Genomic DNA, 15,603 nt, shown 5'->3' with positions numbered 1-15,603 from the left:
ATCTCAAAAAGAAAGAAGAAAGAAATGAAAAAAATAGTTCTTGTTAGTCTAGCTTTCCTTTTTGTCCTGGTTGGTTGTGGACAGAAAAAAGAAGCGGGACCAGCTACAAAAACAGAGAAGGATACGCTTCAATCAGCATTGCCAGTTATTGAAAATGCTGAGAAGAACACAGTTGTCACCAAGACTTTGGTCTTGCCTAAGTCAGATGATGGTAGCCAGCAAACCCAAACCATTACATACAAAGACAAGACTTTTTTGAACCTAACCATTCAGCAAAAGCGTCCAGTCTCAGATGAGTTGAAGACCTATATTGATCAACATGGTGTGGAAGAAACTCAAAAAGCTCTTCTTGAGGCGGAGGAGAAGGATGAGTCTATCATTGAAGCTCGTAAATTGGCAGGCTTCAAACTTGAAACCAAATTATTGAGCGCAACGGAACTTCAAACAACGACTAGTTATGATTTTCAAGTTCTGGATGTCAAGAAGGCTTCTCAGTTAGAATATCTAAAAAATATTGGCTTGGAAAATCTTTTGAAAAATGAACCAAGCAAATATATTTCAGATAGATTGGCAAATGGCGCGACAGAACAGTAGAAAATCCAAATAAATAGACTGCCTGAATTGTAGAAGGTAAGGAATTATGCTATAATGGTACTATTCTAAGGAAAGAGGGTGTTAGAATGGGATTTACTGAAGAAACAGTACGTTTTAAATTGGACGATTCCAATAAAAAAGAAATTAGCGAAACTTTGACTGATGTCTATGCTTCGTTGAACGATAAGGGCTACAACCCAATTAACCAAATCGTAGGTTACGTATTGAGTGGAGACCCTGCCTACGTTCCTCGTTATAATAATGCACGAAATCAAATCCGTAAGTATGAGCGTGATGAAATCGTTGAGGAATTGGTCCGCTACTACCTTAAAGGACAAGGAGTCGATCTATAACCTATGAGAATTATGGGATTGGACGTCGGTTCAAAAACGGTAGGGGTGGCCATTAGCGATCCGCTCGGTTTTACAGCTCAAGGGCTTGAAATCATCCAAATCAATGAGGAGCAAGGCCAGTTTGGTTTTGACCGCGTTCAGGAATTGGTTGATACTTACAAGGTGGAACGATTTGTAGTGGGCTTGCCTAAAAACATGAACAATACAAGCGGACCGCGCGTGGAAGCTAGTCAAGCATACGGAGCAAAGCTAGAAGAGCTTTTTGGTTTACCAGTAGACTATCAAGATGAACGCTTGACAACAGTTGCCGCTGAACGCATGTTGATTGAACAAGCAGATATCAGTCGCAATAAGCGCAAGAAAGTCATTGATAAGTTAGCAGCTCAGCTGATTTTACAAAATTATTTAGATAGAAAATTTTAATATAAAGGAGAGGCTATGTCACACGATCATAACCACGACCACGAAGAACGTGAATTAATTACACTAGTAGATGAGCAAGGAAATGAAACCTTGTTTGAAATCCTTTTGACGATTGATGGGAAAGAAGAATTTGGTAAAAACTATGTTCTCCTAGTACCAGTTAACGCAGAAGAAGACGAAGACGGACAAGTTGAAATCCAAGCTTACTCATTCATCGAAAACGAGGATGGAACAGAAGGCGAATTGCAACCAATCCCAGAAGACTCAGAAGACGAATGGAACATGATTGAAGAAGTCTTCAATAGTTTTATGGAGGAGTGATACAGTCTGGGAGACTGTATCACCCCAACTCCTAGAAATTGGAAGAGTTGGAACGTCCTGTGGACGTTTTTACCCCTGCGCTAGAAAATAGAAACGCAGGCAGTCCGGGGGACGTTTTTAGCCTTACGCTAAAAATAAGACCGTAAGTAAGTCCAGTGGATATTTTTACCCCAGTTCCTTTAAATAAGAGAGAACTGGTAAGTCTAGGGGACGTTTTTAACTCACGTTAAAATTTATAGTAGCTAGTTATTAGCTAACCAGGTAAGAGGTTGGGACGAAAATCCTGACCTTGTTTTTATTAGTCATCATGCTTTGATGTGGTAATTGATTGGACTTTTGTCAAGGAGAGGTGTATGTTTGAAGTAGAAGAATGGCTCCATAGTCGGATCGGTTTGAATTTTCGATCAGGTTTAGGCCGAATGCAAGAAGCGGTGGATTTGTTTGAGAATCCAGAGAAGTCTTACCCTATTATCCACGTAACAGGGACTAATGGGAAAGGCTCTACCATTGCTTTCATGAGGGAATTATTTATGGGGCATGGCAAAAAAGTTGCGACCTTTACCTCCCCTCATATCGTCTCTATCAATGACCGAATCTGCATTAATGGACAACCTATAGCAGACGCAGACTTTATCCGTCTAGCTGAGCAGGTCAAGGAGATGGAAAAGACGCTTTTGCAAACTCATGACCAGTTGTCCTTTTTTGAATTGCTGACCTTGATTGCTTTCCTCTATTTTAGAGAGCAAGAGGTGGATTTGGTTTTACTAGAAGTGGGAATTGGTGGCTTACTTGACACGACCAATGTGGTAACTGGAGAGATTGCTGTCATCACCTCTATCGGGCTCGACCATCAAGAGACCTTGGGCGATAGTCTAGAAGCAATCGCAGAGCAAAAGGCTGGCATTTTCAAGGCTGGTAAAAAGGCAGTGATTGCGAAATTGTCTTCAGAAGCTAGGGTTGTCTGTCAGAAAAAAGCTGAATCATTAGCTGTTGACCTTTATCAGGCAGGTCAAGATTTTTCAATGTTGAATGGCGATTTTTCAAGTTCTTTACTAAATATTTCGCAGCTGAAAATAGGTTTAGAAGGAGCTTATCAGCAGGAGAATGCGGCCTTGGCGTTGCAAGCATTTCTTCTCTTTATGAGAGAAGGAAAGGAAGTTGCTGATGAGCAGGCTGTAAGAAAGGCCTTGAAACAGACTCATTGGGCTGGGCGTTTGGAGCGTATTCGCCCACAGATTTACTTGGATGGTGCTCATAACCTCCCTGCCTTGACTCGCTTGGTTGAGTTTATCAAAGAAAAAGAGCAGGAAGGCTATCGTCCTCAAATCCTCTTTGGAGCCTTGAAACGTAAGGATTATCAAGGGATGTTGGGGTATCTGACTGAAAATTTGCCTCAGGTGGAACTCAAGGTGACTGGATTTGACTATCAAGGGTCTTTGGACGAGACAGATGTAACGGGTTACGACGTGATTCCTTCTTATCGAGAATTTATTAGCAATTTTGAAGCAAGATCCGACGTTCAGGAGTTGTTGTTCATTACAGGGTCCCTCTATTTTATCTCAGAAGTACGGAGTCACCTACTGGAGCATGAGCAGATAAATTGACCTCTTTTTTTGAACTTGTTATACTAGGGGAACTACCAGTTAGAAGGAACATTCTCTAAATTGGTAGCAGAAAGGAAATTCATCATGAAATTAAAAACATTCACACTTTCTCTTGCTTCTCTAGCAAGTCTTAGTCTCTTAGTAGCTTGTTCACAAAGAGCGCAACAGGTTCAACAACCAGCGGCTCAACCGCAAACACAACAATCACAACAATCACAACAATCACAAGCTGCTTCATCTTCTACAGAAAATAAAAATCAGGCAGCGACAAGTTCTTCACAAAATGCGCCTGAGGCTCAACCAACTAATATTGATGGAACTTATACTGGTCAGGATGAAGGAGACCGTATCACTTTAGTGGTAACTGGAATAACTGGTACATGGACACAGGTAGAAACTGACGGAGATCAAGAAATCAAACAGGTCAGCTTCGATCCAGCCAATCAACGCATGATTATTGGTGATGATGCCAAGATTTATGCAATCAATGGCAATCAGATGATTATTGACGATATGGATAGAGACGCGTCTGATCGCATCGTTTTATCAAAATAAACTAGAAGGAGACTGGATTTTTCGGTCTCTTTTATGATTACTCAGAAAAATGACCATAAATACTTGCCTTCTATCGAATACCTGCGTTATACTAGTATCATACTCAATGAAAATCAAAGAGCAAACTAGGAAGCTAGCCGCAGGCTGTACTTAAGTACGGCAAGGTGAAGCTGACGTGGTTTGAAGAGATTTTCGAAGAGTATCAATTACCTGTTTTTAGTATTCAAAATATCAAGGAGGGGATATGAAATATAGGAAATTTCAATTATTGATGTCCAAGTATGGCTTTAGTCTTTCAATTATGCTACTTGAACTTACTCTTGTTTTTGGTCTCTTTCTTTATTTAGGGCGTATGGCCCCTATTCTATGGGTTATTGTCTTGATTTTTATGAGTATGGCGACTATCGTAGCGATTGTCAATCGTTCTATGGCCCCTGAAAGCAAGGTAATGTGGTTAGTGGTAACTTTTGTTCCTATCATTGGCCCCCTGCTCTATCTGATGTTTGGTGAAAGGCGATTGTCCAAAAAAGAAATCAAGCAGTTGGACAAACTTGGTTCCATGCATTTTCGGGAGGATAACAGTAAAGTACTTCGACAGAAATTGAAGGAAGAGGATAAGGCGGCTTACGGAGTGATCAAATCTTTGTTGAGTATGGATAGTAATGCCGATGTCTATGATCGAACCGACTCACAATTCTTTTCTTCGGGTGAAAGCATGTGGCAACATATGTTAGAAGACCTCAAGAAAGCTGAGAAATTTATCTTTCTAGAGTACTATATTGTCGAAGAAGGTCTGATGTGGAATAGCATACTAGACATACTAGAGCAAAAGGCAGCTCAGGGTGTAGAGGTCAAGATGCTCTATGATGATATCGGCTGTATGGCGACTTTGCCTAGAGACTACACTATTCAGCTTCGTAGTCGAGGAATTGAAGCCCATAAATTTAATAAGGTAATTCCTCGTCTGACGGTGGCTTACAACAATAGGGACCATCGTAAAATCCTTGTTATAGATGGTCAGGTAGCTTATACAGGAGGCATTAACTTAGCCGATGAGTACATCAATCATGTAGAACGCTTTGGCTATTGGAAGGACAGTGGGATTCGCTTAGATGGCCTTGGTGTCAAGGCTCTCACCCGTCTCTTTTTGATGACTTGGTACATCAATCGTGGGGAAATCAGCGATTTTGACCAGTATCACTTGGAAAACCAACCTTGTTCTGGTCAAGGGCTCTGCATTCCTTACGGTAGTGGACCCAAGCCCATCTTCCGTACTCAGGTAGGGAAAAAAGTCTATCAAAGTTTGATTAATCAGGCTACTGATTCAGTCTATATTACAACACCCTATTTGATTATTGACTATGATTTAACTGAGAGTATTAAAAATGCAGCTATGAGGGGTGTTGATATCCGCATTGTAACACCTTTCATTCCGGATAAAAAATTAATCCAACTCATCACAAGAGGAGCCTATTCGGATTTGTTATCAGCAGGAGTAAGAATTTTTGAGTATAGTCCAGGCTTCATTCACAGTAAACAAATCTTAGTGGACAAGGACTTTGCTGTAGTTGGAACCATTAACTTAGATTACAGAAGTTTGCTTCACCACTATGAAAATGCAGTTTTGCTATATAAAACGGCATCAATCACAGAGATTCAAAAAGATTTTGAGGAGATTTTTTCAGTATCTCAAGAAATTTTCCCTCATACGATAAAAAATAGCTGGTATCAGAAATTGATTAAGGAAATTGCCCAGTTATTCGCCCCAATCTTATAAGAAATCTAGGACTTAGGATACAAGCCAGTCCTATTTTTCTTGCCTTTTACGAATAAGAAGATATAGGGGGGAACGATGTTGACTCAGAAAGAATTGAACTATATCATGACATTTAAACAGACACATTTACACCGATTTCGAGAAATTGAAACCTTTGTGAAACTATGCAAAAAATCACTCAAACAGCCATCGCAAGCTGACAATTCTAGGTCTTTTTGATATACTAAGACAGATAAATTGAATAGGAGAAACGACATGGCTGTATATGGCAGAATCGAAGAAGTATCCGAAACGATACAGAGTAATGAAATTGAAAATAGATTAGATAGGAACCTTGAATCTCATGTAGAAAAAGAAGAGCGTGTAGCTTTCCCATTTTTCAGACTCATCATTGGAAGTACGATTGCGACAATTTTTTCTGTGGGGCTTCCTTTACTTTTAGATATGGTAAGTCCTTCTCAGGCGCAGGATTTGTATATAGGGTGGGCTTTGCATCAGGGAGGACAGCTATACAGTAGTTATTATGCTGGTCAAGGTCTTCTTTATTATTTACTACTTTACATTACCCAAGGAGGTATCCTTTTTGCCTTAGTAGAATGGCTAGCCCTCTTAGGAGGGGGGTATTTCCTTTTTTCTGCAACTGACTATCTGACAGGACAAAGGGATCAAGCTAAGCAACTTCTAACCATATTTTATCTTTTGGTATCTGGTCTTGGTTTTGGAGGAGGCTATGCTACGATTTTAGCTCTTCCGTTCTTATTTTCAGGCTTTTCTTTAGTAGCACGCTATCTGTCAAATCCTAATAATGACAAGGGATTTCTACGTCTGGGGATTTTATTGGCCCTATCATTTTTCATAGAACCTCTTACAAGTCTTCTTTTTACTGCAGTAGTAACAATTGGTTTATTTGTCTTTAATGTTGGACATGGACGCTTTATACATGGAATTTATCAATTTTTTACGACAGCACTTGGTTTCTCTCTCCTATTTTATCCTTTAGGCTACTATGTCATCATTTCAGGAGGTTTTGAAGAGGCTTTAAGTAGATTTTTGTATCCATTTACTTCTATGATGGCTTTTACTAATCCCCAGTTAGCAGAAAATGCTTTATTCTATGGTCTATTAACTTTTGGATTAGGAACTTTCATCCTTGTTTTTCTGGGCTTGTTCCAATCTAAAGCATCTAGATTATATGTCATCTCAGTACCAGCTAGCTTTGTTTTATTATTTATCCTAGCCTTACTGCTCTTGTCTCGAGAACCTCTCCACGGTTCACATTTAATTCTGATTCTTCCATTTTTGCTCCTTCTTTTGATGACTAGTATTCGTGGAAAACATTCAGCTAGAGGAGCTCGTTGTCGGAGAAGAGAGGAAGTTCCAACTTTATGGAAAAAATTTATGAGGGGAAATCTCTACTTACCGATTCTAGTAGTGTTTTATCTAATTGCAGTTCCTTTTGTAGCTCGTTTTGTCTTGCATCCAGCTTCATATAGTGAACAACATCAAGTAGTAGATAGAATAAGACAAGAGACGAGCGAGGGAGACCAAATCTATATCTGGGATTCTCATGTTCAGATCTATAAAGAAAGCCAGCGTTTGTCTGGATCCATGTTCCCATCCCCTCTTCTCTACACGAATACAGAAGAAAATAAAACTAGTTTGATCAATGATTTGAAAGAAAATCAACCTAAGGTGATTGTGGTGAATGATAAGGTGGCGCTCTGGTCTGAAGTAGAAACACTTTTAAAAGAAAATTACCAACAATTAAAGACAGATTATTCAGAGTTTAAAGTTTATAAAACCAAATAATAAAATCAATATCTTGTGTATTTTTAAAAATTTTAGGATTTTTAACACAAGATATTGATTTTTCTTTTTAGAGTGGTATAATACTTTTTAGAAAGAACATTTTAGAAAAGAGCATGCATATGATTGCACTAGAAGAAAAAATTACAATTTTGCCAACTCTCTTCGTCGAGAAACGAGATGGAAGACGTGTTGTATTTGATGTGGACAAGATTGATAAAGCTCTCCACAAGGCGGCAGACAAGGTTATGGACGTGACACCCTTGGTTGAAAAGCGCCTAAATGCTCTAACTGAGCGAATTGTCACAGAAATTCATAGTCGCTTTCCACAAGGGGTTAAGATTTATGAAATCCAAAATATTGTAGAACATGAACTCCTTGAAGCCAAAGAATATGCTCTGGCTGAGGAGTATATCACTTATCGGACACAAAGGGATTTTGAGCGCTCAAAAGCGACAGATATTAACTTTAGTATCCATAAGCTTCTCAATAAAGATCAGGCGGTTGTTAACGAAAATGCCAATAAAGACAGTGATGTCTTTAACACCCAACGTGATTTGACAGCAGGAATTGTTGGGAAATCAATTGGATTGCAAATGCTTCCTAAGCATGTAGCCAATGCCCACCAAAAAGGGGATATCCACTATCACGATTTGGACTACAGCCCCTATACTCCTATGACCAACTGCTGTTTGATTGATTTCAAGGGTATGTTGGAAAATGGTTTTAAGATTGGAAATGCGGAGGTTGAGAGCCCCAAGTCTATCCAGACTGCGACTGCTCAGATTTCCCAAATCATCGCCAATGTTGCTTCTAGCCAGTATGGAGGCTGTTCAGCTGACCGTATCGATGAAGTTTTGGCGCCGTACGCAGAGAAGAATTACCAAAAACACCTCAAAGATGCGGAAGAATGGGTCTTGCCTGAAAAACGGGAAGATTACGCTTGGAAGAAAACTCAAAAGGACATCTATGATGCCATGCAATCTCTTGAGTATGAAATCAATACTCTCTTCACTTCAAATGGTCAAACACCTTTTACTTCACTAGGTTTTGGTCTGGGAACCAATCGTTTTGAACGAGAAATTCAAAAAGCTATCTTGACCATTCGCATCAAGGGACTTGGTTCAGAACATCGTACGGCCATCTTTCCTAAACTCATCTTTACGCTTAAAAAAGGCCTTAACTTGGAAGAAGGGACTCCAAACTATGACATAAAACAGTTGGCTCTCGAGTGTGCAACCAAACGGATGTACCCAGATGTCTTGTCCTATGATAAGATTATTGAGTTGACTGGTTCCTTCAAAGTTCCTATGGGTTGTCGTTCTTTCCTCCAAGGATGGAAGGATGAAAATGGTGTCGAGGTCAATTCAGGCCGTATGAATCTGGGTGTTGTGACGGTTAACCTGCCTCGTATTGCCCTTGAGTCTGAGGGCGACATGAATAAGTTCTGGGAAATCTTCAACGAGCGGATGAATATCGCAGAAGATGCTCTGGTTTACCGTGTCGAACGCACTAAAGAAGCGATGCCAGCCAATGCTCCTATCCTCTATCAGTACGGTGCTTTTGGCCATCGTCTAGGTAAAGAAGAGAGTGTTGACCAGCTCTTTAAGAATCGTCGTGCAACAGTTTCGCTAGGTTACATTGGTTTGTACGAGGTAGCGACAGTTTTCTTTGGTAACAGCTGGGAAAGCAATCCAGATGCTAAGGAATTTACGCTGGATATCATTCGCGATATGAAACGCCGTGTAGAAGAGTGGTCTGACCAATATGGCTACCATTTCTCTATCTACTCAACACCGTCCGAAAGTTTGACAGACCGTTTCTGCCGACTAGATACAGACAAGTTTGGTTCTATTCCTGATATTACAGATAAGGAATACTACACCAACTCTTTCCACTACGATGTTCGTAAAAATCCAACACCGTTTGAAAAATTGGACTTTGAGAAAGTCTATCCAGAAGCAGGTGCATCAGGTGGTTTTATCCATTATTGTGAGTATCCAGTCCTCCAGCAAAATCCTAAGGCCCTGGAAGCTGTCTGGGACTATGCTTATGACCGTGTAGGCTACCTAGGCACCAATACACCAATTGACCGTTGCTACAAGTGTGACTTTGAAGGGGATTTTGAACCAACTGAGAGAGGATTTGCTTGTCCCAACTGTGGGAATAGCGATCCTAAAACAGTAGATGTGGTGAAACGAACTTGTGGCTATCTTGGCAATCCTCAAGCGAGACCGATGGTCAACGGCCGTCACAAGGAAATCGCTGCGCGTGTCAAACATATGAATGGCTCAACGATTAAAATAGCTGGTCATCAAGTAACAAATTAGAAAGAACTGAAATGGGAAAATATCAATTAGATGATAAGGGGCGTGCACAAGTGACCCGTTATCATGAAAAGCATTCGAAAGGTGGAGTGAGCAAAAAAGAACGCTTGCTCAACCTCAGAGAACAATTTTTAAATAAGAATAAGAAAAAGTGAGGGATTTCTCTCGCTTTTCTCTTAGTGGGAGGTGAAAATGGAACTACGCAGACCAAGATTAGCAGATAAAGCAACAGTTTTAGAGATGATGTCAGAGTTTGAAAATAGCCAATCAGCCCATGATGGAGGATTCTGGGATACAGAGAACTTTGTGTATGAAGAATGGTTGGAAACAAATATGCAAAAAGAGATGGGAATAAACTTGCCTGAAAGTCGTGTTCCTTCTATTCAATTTGTATCATTTGATAATGTAGGTCATGCTCTAGGTTTTTTGAATCTGCGATTGAGACTGAATGAGGGGTTGCTGAATTATGCTGGTCATATTGGCTACTCCATTCGTCCGTCAGAAAGAGGCAAAGGTTATGCGAAAGAAACTCTCCGTCAGGGCTTGCAAGTTGCTAAAGAAAAGAACATCAAGAAGGCTCTTGTGACCTGTAGCGTGAATAATCCTGCTAGTAGAGCAGTCATTCTAGCAAATGGAGGTCTCATTGAGGATGTTCGTGATGGAGTCGAGCGTTATTGGATAGGGGTGGCGAATGAATAACCCAAAACCAGGCGAGTGGAAGAGTGAGGAGCTCAGCAAAGGACGTATCATCGACTACAAGGCCTTTAACTTTGTGGATGGAGAAGGTGTGCGGAACTCCCTCTATGTATCAGGCTGCATGTTTCACTGCGAGGGGTGCTATAATGTAGCTACCTGGTCCTTCAATGCTGGCATTCCCTATACAGCAGAATTAGAAGAACAAATCATGGCAGATCTTGCTCAACCCTATGTTCAAGGATTGACCTTGCTGGGAGGGGAGCCCTTTCTTAATACGGGTATTCTCTTGCCACTCGTTAAGCGGATTCGGAAGGAATTACCAGATAAAGATATCTGGTCTTGGACGGGCTATACATGGGAAGAAATGATGTTGGAGACACAAGATAAACTGGAACTCTTGTCACTGATTGACATTCTTGTCGATGGACGATATGATCGAACTAAGAGGAATCTCATGCTCCAATTTCGAGGTTCTTCCAATCAACGAATTATCGATGTTCAAAAATCCCTCAAAAGTGGGCAAGTAGTGATTTGGGACAAACTCAATGATGGAAAAGAAAGCTATGAACAGGTGAAGAGAGAATGAAGAGAAAAGACTTAATAGACCAGCTTGTTTCGGAAATAGAAAAGGGAAAAGTCAGGACACTGGGGATATACGGTCATGGGGCTTCGGGTAAATCAATCTTTACACAGGAATTGTACCAAGCTTTAGATTCTACTACAGTAAATTTGCTAGAGACAGATCCTTATATCACCTCAGGACGCCATCTGGTAGTACCAAAGGACGCGCCTAATCAAAAGGTGACAGCCTGTCTGCCAGTGGCGCATGAATTGGCAAGTTTGCGGAGAGATATCTTAGCCTTGCAGGCGGGTATGGATGTCTTGACAATTGAAGAGCCTTGGAAGGCTAGTGAGGTCTTGTCAGGAGCCAAACCAGTTCTGATTGTCGAAGGGATGTCTGTAGGCTTTTTACCCAAGGAACTCTTTGACAAAACCATCTGTTTCTATACGGATGAGGAGACCGAATTAAAGCGGCGTCTAGCTCGAGATACGACAGTGAGAAATCGCGATGCATCCTTTATATTTGCTAGCCATCAGATGAGACGGGAGCAATATCTACAATACTATAAAGAAACTGAGTCAAGGGCGGACATTCTAGTAGACCAATCAGAAGGTAAATTTGAGGTCAAGAGGAGTCAGTTTATATAGAAGAAAATCCCTAATTTTAGAAAGAAAAAGTAGGAAAACAGTTTCATTTTAAAAAAACGAAAAAACAGCAACAAATCCCTTGCAATCGCAGGGGCTTTGTGTTATTCTATTATGGTGCTGTAAATTACAGCCTTAGCTTTGATGCAAGAGGTTGCGACACGCTCGGTTGCATTGCCACGCAACACCGCGTCGGTTTTCTTGTGGAGCTAGCCTATTATCTTAAATAGACGAAAAGGAGAAAAAGATGGCAAACAAAAAAATCCGTATCCGTTTGAAAGCTTACGAACACCGTACGCTTGACACAGCGGCTGCAAAAATCGTAGAATCAGCTACTCGTACAGGTGCACAAGTTGCGGGTCCAATCCCACTTCCAACTGAACGTAGCCTCTACACAATTATTCGTGCGACTCACAAATACAAAGACTCTCGCGAACAATTTGAAATGCGTACACACAAACGTTTGATCGATATCGTTAACCCAACTCAAAAAACAGTTGATGCTTTGATGAAATTGGATCTTCCAAGTGGTGTAAACGTAGAAATCAAACTTTAATCTAAAATATAAAAGAGCAGAGGCTGGTGTTTCAATCTAATTGAACACGGGCTAAACTCGGTGTGAAAAAGATAAACTTCCTAGTGTCTGCTAGACACTGCGTCAGTTTCCTATTTTCACTTTGAGTTTGACGCCCTTTGTATCTTAGACTTGAGCATAAAAAACGCTCGTTAAAAACTTTTTGAATAAAAAATATAGAAAAGGAACTATTTTCTCATGACAAAAGGAATCTTAGGGAAAAAAGTGGGAATGACTCAAATCTTCACTGAAGCTGGCGAATTGATCCCTGTAACAGTTATTGAAGCGACTCCAAACGTTGTCCTTCAAGTTAAAACTGTTGAAACAGACGGATACAACGCTATCCAAGTTGGTTTCGATGACAAACGCGAAGTATTGAGCAACAAACCTGCTAAAGGACATGTAGCGAAAGCTAACACGGCTCCTAAGCGCTTCATTCGTGAATTCAAAAACGTTGAAGGCTTGGAAGTTGGTGCTGAAATTACAGTTGAAACATTCGCAGCTGGAGACGTTGTTGACGTAACTGGTACTTCTAAAGGTAAAGGTTTCCAAGGTGTTATCAAACGCCACGGACAATCACGTGGACCAATGGCTCACGGTTCTCGTTACCACCGTCGTCCAGGTTCTATGGGACCTGTTGCACCTAACCGCGTATTCAAAGGTAAAAACCTTGCAGGACGTATGGGTGGCGACCGCGTAACAATTCAAAACCTTGAAGTTGTACAAGTTGTTCCAGAAAAGAACGTTATCCTTATCAAAGGTAACGTACCAGGTGCTAAGAAATCTCTTATCACTATCAAATCAGCAGTTAAAGCTGGTAAATAATAAAGAAAGGGGAAATCAGTCACAATGGCAAACGTAACATTATTTGACCAAACTGGTAAAGAAGCTGGCCAAGTTGTTCTTAACGATGCAGTATTTGGTGTTGAACCAAATGAATCAGTTGTGTTTGATGTAATCATCAGTCAACGCGCAAGCCTTCGTCAAGGAACACACGCTGTTAAAAACCGCTCTGCAGTATCAGGTGGTGGACGCAAACCATGGCGTCAAAAAGGAACTGGACGTGCTCGTCAAGGTTCTATCCGCTCACCACAATGGCGTGGTGGTGGTGTTGTCTTCGGACCAACTCCACGTTCATATGGCTACAAACTTCCACAAAAAGTTCGTCGCCTAGCTCTTAAATCAGTTTACTCTGAAAAAGTTGCTGAAAACAAATTCGTAGCTGTAGACGCTCTTTCATTTACAGCTCCAAAAACTGCTGAATTTGCAAAAGTTCTTGCAGCATTGAGCATCGATTCTAAAGTTCTTGTTATCCTTGAAGAAGGAAATGAATTCGCAGCTCTTTCAGCTCGTAACCTTCCAAACGTGAAAGTTGCAACTGCTACAACTGCAAGTGTTCTTGACATCGCAAATAGCGACAAACTTCTTGTCACACAAGCAGCTATCTCTAAAATCGAGGAGGTTCTTGCATAATGAATTTGTATGATGTTATCAAAAAACCTGTTATCACTGAAAGCTCAATGGCTCAACTTGAAGCAGGAAAATATGTATTTGAAGTTGACACTCGTGCACACAAACTTTTGATCAAGCAAGCTGTTGAAGCTGCTTTCGAAGGTGTTAAAGTTGCCAATGTTAACACAATCAACGTAAAACCAAAAGCTAAACGTGTTGGACGTTACACTGGTTTTACTAACAAAACTAAAAAAGCTATCATCACACTTACAGCTGATTCTAAAGCAATCGAGTTGTTTGCTGCTGAAGCTGAATAATCTAAGGAGGAAATATCGTGGGAATTCGTGTTTATAAACCAACAACAAACGGTCGCCGTAATATGACTTCTTTGGATTTCGCTGAAATCACAACAAGCACTCCTGAAAAATCATTGCTTGTTGCTTTGAAGAGCAAGGCTGGTCGTAACAACAACGGTCGTATCACAGTTCGTCACCAAGGTGGTGGACACAAACGTTTCTACCGTTTGGTTGACTTCAAACGTAACAAAGACAACGTTGAAGCAGTTGTTAAAACAATCGAGTACGATCCAAACCGTTCTGCAAACATCGCTCTTGTACACTACACTGACGGTGTGAAAGCATACATCATCGCTCCAAAAGGTCTTGAAGTAGGTCAACGTATCGTTTCAGGTCCAGAAGCAGATATCAAAGTCGGAAACGCTCTTCCACTTGCTAACATCCCAGTTGGTACTTTGATCCACAACATCGAGTTGAAACCAGGTCGTGGTGGTGAATTGGTACGTGCTGCTGGAGCATCTGCTCAAGTATTGGGTTCTGAAGGTAAATACGTACTTGTTCGTCTTCAATCAGGTGAAGTTCGTATGATTCTTGGAACTTGCCGTGCTACAGTTGGTGTTGTCGGAAACGAACAACATGGACTTGTAAACCTTGGTAAAGCAGGACGTAGCCGTTGGAAAGGTATCCGCCCAACAGTTCGTGGTTCTGTAATGAACCCTAACGATCACCCACACGGTGGTGGTGAAGGTAAAGCGCCAGTTGGTCGTAAAGCACCATCTACTCCATGGGGCAAACCTGCTCTTGGTCTTAAAACTCGTAACAAGAAAGCGAAATCTGACAAACTTATCGTTCGTCGTCGCAACGAGAAATAATATTAAACTAGTCGCTTAAGCAACTAGTAAATCCGCCAGCTCGGTAGCGCTCCATGTGAGCGCAAGCCGCTGTGGTACAACATTTAAAGGAGAAAATATAAAAATGGGACGCAGTCTTAAAAAAGGACCTTTCGTCGATGAGCATTTGATGAAAAAAGTTGAAGCTCAAGCTAACGACGAAAAGAAAAAAGTTATTAAAACTTGGTCACGTCGTTCAACGATCTTCCCAAGTTTCATTGGTTACACTATTGCAGTTTATGACGGACGTAAACACGTACCTGTTTACATCCAAGAAGACATGGTAGGTCACAAACTTGGTGAATTTGCACCAACTCGTACTTACAAAGGTCACGCTGCAGACGACAAGAAAACACGTAGAAAATAAGGAGAACATAAATGGCAGAAATTACTTCAGCTAAAGCAATGGCTCGTACAGTACGTGTTTCACCTCGTAAATCACGTCTTGTTCTTGATAACATCCGTGGTAAAAGCGTAGCCGATGCAATCGCAATCTTGACATTCACTCCAAACAAAGCTGCTGAAATCATCTTGAAAGTTTTGAACTCAGCTGTAGCTAACGCTGAAAACAACTTTGGTTTGGATAAAGCTAACTTGGTAGTATCTGAAGCATTCGCAAACGAAGGACCAACTATGAAACGTTTCCGTCCACGTGCAAAAGGTTCAGCTTCACCAATCAACAAACGTACAGCTCACATCACTGTAGCTGTTGCAGAAAAATAAGGAGGT

20 protein-coding genes are annotated in these 15,603 nt (G+C 40.9%); all 20 read left to right on the top strand.

What is annotated here, in order from left to right:
- The first annotated feature begins 24 nt into the window (after positions 1–24).
- Positions 25–594, top strand: coding sequence for an SP0191 family lipoprotein (locus SK642_RS08740; RefSeq protein ID WP_033684420.1), 570 nt, complete (start codon positions 25–27; stop codon positions 592–594).
- 86 nt (positions 595–680) lie between these two features.
- Positions 681–947, top strand: a complete 267-nt coding sequence (locus SK642_RS08735) for an IreB family regulatory phosphoprotein (protein ID WP_000507059.1) — start codon at positions 681–683, stop codon at positions 945–947.
- Positions 948–950: 3 nt separating this feature from the next.
- Positions 951–1,370, top strand: coding sequence for a Holliday junction resolvase RuvX (ruvX, locus tag SK642_RS08730; RefSeq protein ID WP_033684419.1), 420 nt, complete (start codon positions 951–953; stop codon positions 1,368–1,370).
- A gap of 15 nt (positions 1,371–1,385) precedes the next feature.
- Entirely contained in the window at positions 1,386–1,691 is a 306-nt protein-coding gene (locus SK642_RS08725) for a DUF1292 domain-containing protein (RefSeq protein WP_000017620.1), read from the top strand.
- A gap of 353 nt (positions 1,692–2,044) precedes the next feature.
- A complete protein-coding gene (locus SK642_RS08720; RefSeq protein WP_033684417.1) occupies positions 2,045–3,295 on the top strand; it encodes a folylpolyglutamate synthase/dihydrofolate synthase family protein in 1,251 nt (416 codons plus the stop codon).
- Between the two features lie 84 nt (positions 3,296–3,379).
- Positions 3,380–3,850 (top strand): SP_0198 family lipoprotein, encoded by a 471-nt coding sequence (locus SK642_RS08715; RefSeq protein ID WP_033684415.1) that lies wholly within the window; start codon positions 3,380–3,382, stop codon positions 3,848–3,850.
- Positions 3,851–4,094: 244 nt separating this feature from the next.
- The gene (gene cls, locus SK642_RS08710; RefSeq protein WP_033684414.1) at positions 4,095–5,627 is read left to right on the top strand and encodes a cardiolipin synthase; all 1,533 of its coding nucleotides are present in this window, start codon (positions 4,095–4,097) and stop codon (positions 5,625–5,627) included.
- A gap of 255 nt (positions 5,628–5,882) precedes the next feature.
- The gene (locus SK642_RS08700; protein ID WP_033684411.1) at positions 5,883–7,436 is read left to right on the top strand and encodes a hypothetical protein; all 1,554 of its coding nucleotides are present in this window, start codon (positions 5,883–5,885) and stop codon (positions 7,434–7,436) included.
- A 119-nt stretch (positions 7,437–7,555) separates the two neighbouring features.
- Positions 7,556–9,763: an anaerobic ribonucleoside-triphosphate reductase gene (gene nrdD, locus SK642_RS08695; RefSeq protein WP_033684499.1), complete on the top strand. Its 2,208-nt coding sequence runs from the start codon at positions 7,556–7,558 to the stop codon at positions 9,761–9,763.
- A gap of 11 nt (positions 9,764–9,774) precedes the next feature.
- Positions 9,775–9,915, top strand: a complete 141-nt coding sequence (locus SK642_RS10775) for a hypothetical protein (protein ID WP_000521632.1) — start codon at positions 9,775–9,777, stop codon at positions 9,913–9,915.
- A gap of 37 nt (positions 9,916–9,952) precedes the next feature.
- Entirely contained in the window at positions 9,953–10,459 is a 507-nt protein-coding gene (locus tag SK642_RS08685) for a GNAT family N-acetyltransferase (protein ID WP_033684410.1), read from the top strand.
- On the top strand, positions 10,452–11,042 hold the full coding sequence (nrdG, locus tag SK642_RS08680) for an anaerobic ribonucleoside-triphosphate reductase activating protein (protein ID WP_033684409.1): 591 nt from the start codon (positions 10,452–10,454) through the stop codon (positions 11,040–11,042). Before SK642_RS08685 ends, nrdG begins: the two co-directional genes overlap by 8 nt.
- Complete coding sequence (locus SK642_RS08675; protein WP_033684408.1) at positions 11,039–11,665, top strand: uridine kinase family protein; 627 nt, start codon at positions 11,039–11,041, stop codon at positions 11,663–11,665. Before nrdG ends, SK642_RS08675 begins: the two co-directional genes overlap by 4 nt.
- Positions 11,666–11,909: 244 nt before the next feature.
- Positions 11,910–12,218 carry a 30S ribosomal protein S10 gene (gene rpsJ, locus SK642_RS08670; protein WP_001284513.1) on the top strand — a complete coding sequence of 103 codons (309 nt, stop codon included), beginning with the start codon at positions 11,910–11,912 and terminating at the stop codon, positions 12,216–12,218.
- Between the two features lie 216 nt (positions 12,219–12,434).
- The gene (gene rplC / locus SK642_RS08665; protein WP_000160197.1) at positions 12,435–13,061 is read left to right on the top strand and encodes a 50S ribosomal protein L3; all 627 of its coding nucleotides are present in this window, start codon (positions 12,435–12,437) and stop codon (positions 13,059–13,061) included.
- A gap of 24 nt (positions 13,062–13,085) precedes the next feature.
- The gene (rplD, locus tag SK642_RS08660) at positions 13,086–13,709 is read left to right on the top strand and encodes a 50S ribosomal protein L4 (protein ID WP_033684407.1); all 624 of its coding nucleotides are present in this window, start codon (positions 13,086–13,088) and stop codon (positions 13,707–13,709) included.
- Positions 13,709–14,005: a 50S ribosomal protein L23 gene (locus SK642_RS08655; protein ID WP_001055347.1), complete on the top strand. Its 297-nt coding sequence runs from the start codon at positions 13,709–13,711 to the stop codon at positions 14,003–14,005. Before rplD ends, SK642_RS08655 begins: the two co-directional genes overlap by 1 nt.
- Positions 14,006–14,022: 17 nt before the next feature.
- A complete protein-coding gene (rplB, locus tag SK642_RS08650; protein ID WP_000512911.1) occupies positions 14,023–14,856 on the top strand; it encodes a 50S ribosomal protein L2 in 834 nt (277 codons plus the stop codon).
- A 103-nt stretch (positions 14,857–14,959) separates the two neighbouring features.
- Entirely contained in the window at positions 14,960–15,241 is a 282-nt protein-coding gene (gene rpsS / locus SK642_RS08645; RefSeq protein ID WP_000533766.1) for a 30S ribosomal protein S19, read from the top strand.
- Between the two features lie 11 nt (positions 15,242–15,252).
- Complete coding sequence (gene rplV / locus SK642_RS08640) at positions 15,253–15,597, top strand: 50S ribosomal protein L22 (protein ID WP_000818137.1); 345 nt, start codon at positions 15,253–15,255, stop codon at positions 15,595–15,597.
- The last annotated feature ends 6 nt before the right edge of the window (positions 15,598–15,603 follow it).

Source organism: Streptococcus mitis (assembly GCF_000722705.1).
Lineage (GTDB): Bacteria > Bacillota > Bacilli > Lactobacillales > Streptococcaceae > Streptococcus > Streptococcus mitis_P.
Note: the sequence above shows the minus strand (reverse complement) of the source record. Positions and strands in the feature narration are given on the sequence as shown.

Coding starts and splice junctions, on each gene's coding strand:
- SK642_RS08740 (WP_033684420.1), top strand. CDS start 25: ATGAAAAAAATAGTTCTTGTTAGTCTAGCTTTCCTTTTTGTCCTGGTT.
- SK642_RS08735 (WP_000507059.1), top strand. CDS start 681: ATGGGATTTACTGAAGAAACAGTACGTTTTAAATTGGACGATTCCAAT.
- ruvX (WP_033684419.1), top strand. CDS start 951: ATGAGAATTATGGGATTGGACGTCGGTTCAAAAACGGTAGGGGTGGCC.
- SK642_RS08725 (WP_000017620.1), top strand. CDS start 1,386: ATGTCACACGATCATAACCACGACCACGAAGAACGTGAATTAATTACA.
- SK642_RS08720 (WP_033684417.1), top strand. CDS start 2,045: ATGTTTGAAGTAGAAGAATGGCTCCATAGTCGGATCGGTTTGAATTTT.
- SK642_RS08715 (WP_033684415.1), top strand. CDS start 3,380: ATGAAATTAAAAACATTCACACTTTCTCTTGCTTCTCTAGCAAGTCTT.
- cls (WP_033684414.1), top strand. CDS start 4,095: ATGAAATATAGGAAATTTCAATTATTGATGTCCAAGTATGGCTTTAGT.
- SK642_RS08700 (WP_033684411.1), top strand. CDS start 5,883: ATGGCTGTATATGGCAGAATCGAAGAAGTATCCGAAACGATACAGAGT.
- nrdD (WP_033684499.1), top strand. CDS start 7,556: ATGATTGCACTAGAAGAAAAAATTACAATTTTGCCAACTCTCTTCGTC.
- SK642_RS10775 (WP_000521632.1), top strand. CDS start 9,775: ATGGGAAAATATCAATTAGATGATAAGGGGCGTGCACAAGTGACCCGT.
- SK642_RS08685 (WP_033684410.1), top strand. CDS start 9,953: ATGGAACTACGCAGACCAAGATTAGCAGATAAAGCAACAGTTTTAGAG.
- nrdG (WP_033684409.1), top strand. CDS start 10,452: ATGAATAACCCAAAACCAGGCGAGTGGAAGAGTGAGGAGCTCAGCAAA.
- SK642_RS08675 (WP_033684408.1), top strand. CDS start 11,039: ATGAAGAGAAAAGACTTAATAGACCAGCTTGTTTCGGAAATAGAAAAG.
- rpsJ (WP_001284513.1), top strand. CDS start 11,910: ATGGCAAACAAAAAAATCCGTATCCGTTTGAAAGCTTACGAACACCGT.
- rplC (WP_000160197.1), top strand. CDS start 12,435: ATGACAAAAGGAATCTTAGGGAAAAAAGTGGGAATGACTCAAATCTTC.
- rplD (WP_033684407.1), top strand. CDS start 13,086: ATGGCAAACGTAACATTATTTGACCAAACTGGTAAAGAAGCTGGCCAA.
- SK642_RS08655 (WP_001055347.1), top strand. CDS start 13,709: ATGAATTTGTATGATGTTATCAAAAAACCTGTTATCACTGAAAGCTCA.
- rpsS (WP_000533766.1), top strand. CDS start 14,960: ATGGGACGCAGTCTTAAAAAAGGACCTTTCGTCGATGAGCATTTGATG.
- rplV (WP_000818137.1), top strand. CDS start 15,253: ATGGCAGAAATTACTTCAGCTAAAGCAATGGCTCGTACAGTACGTGTT.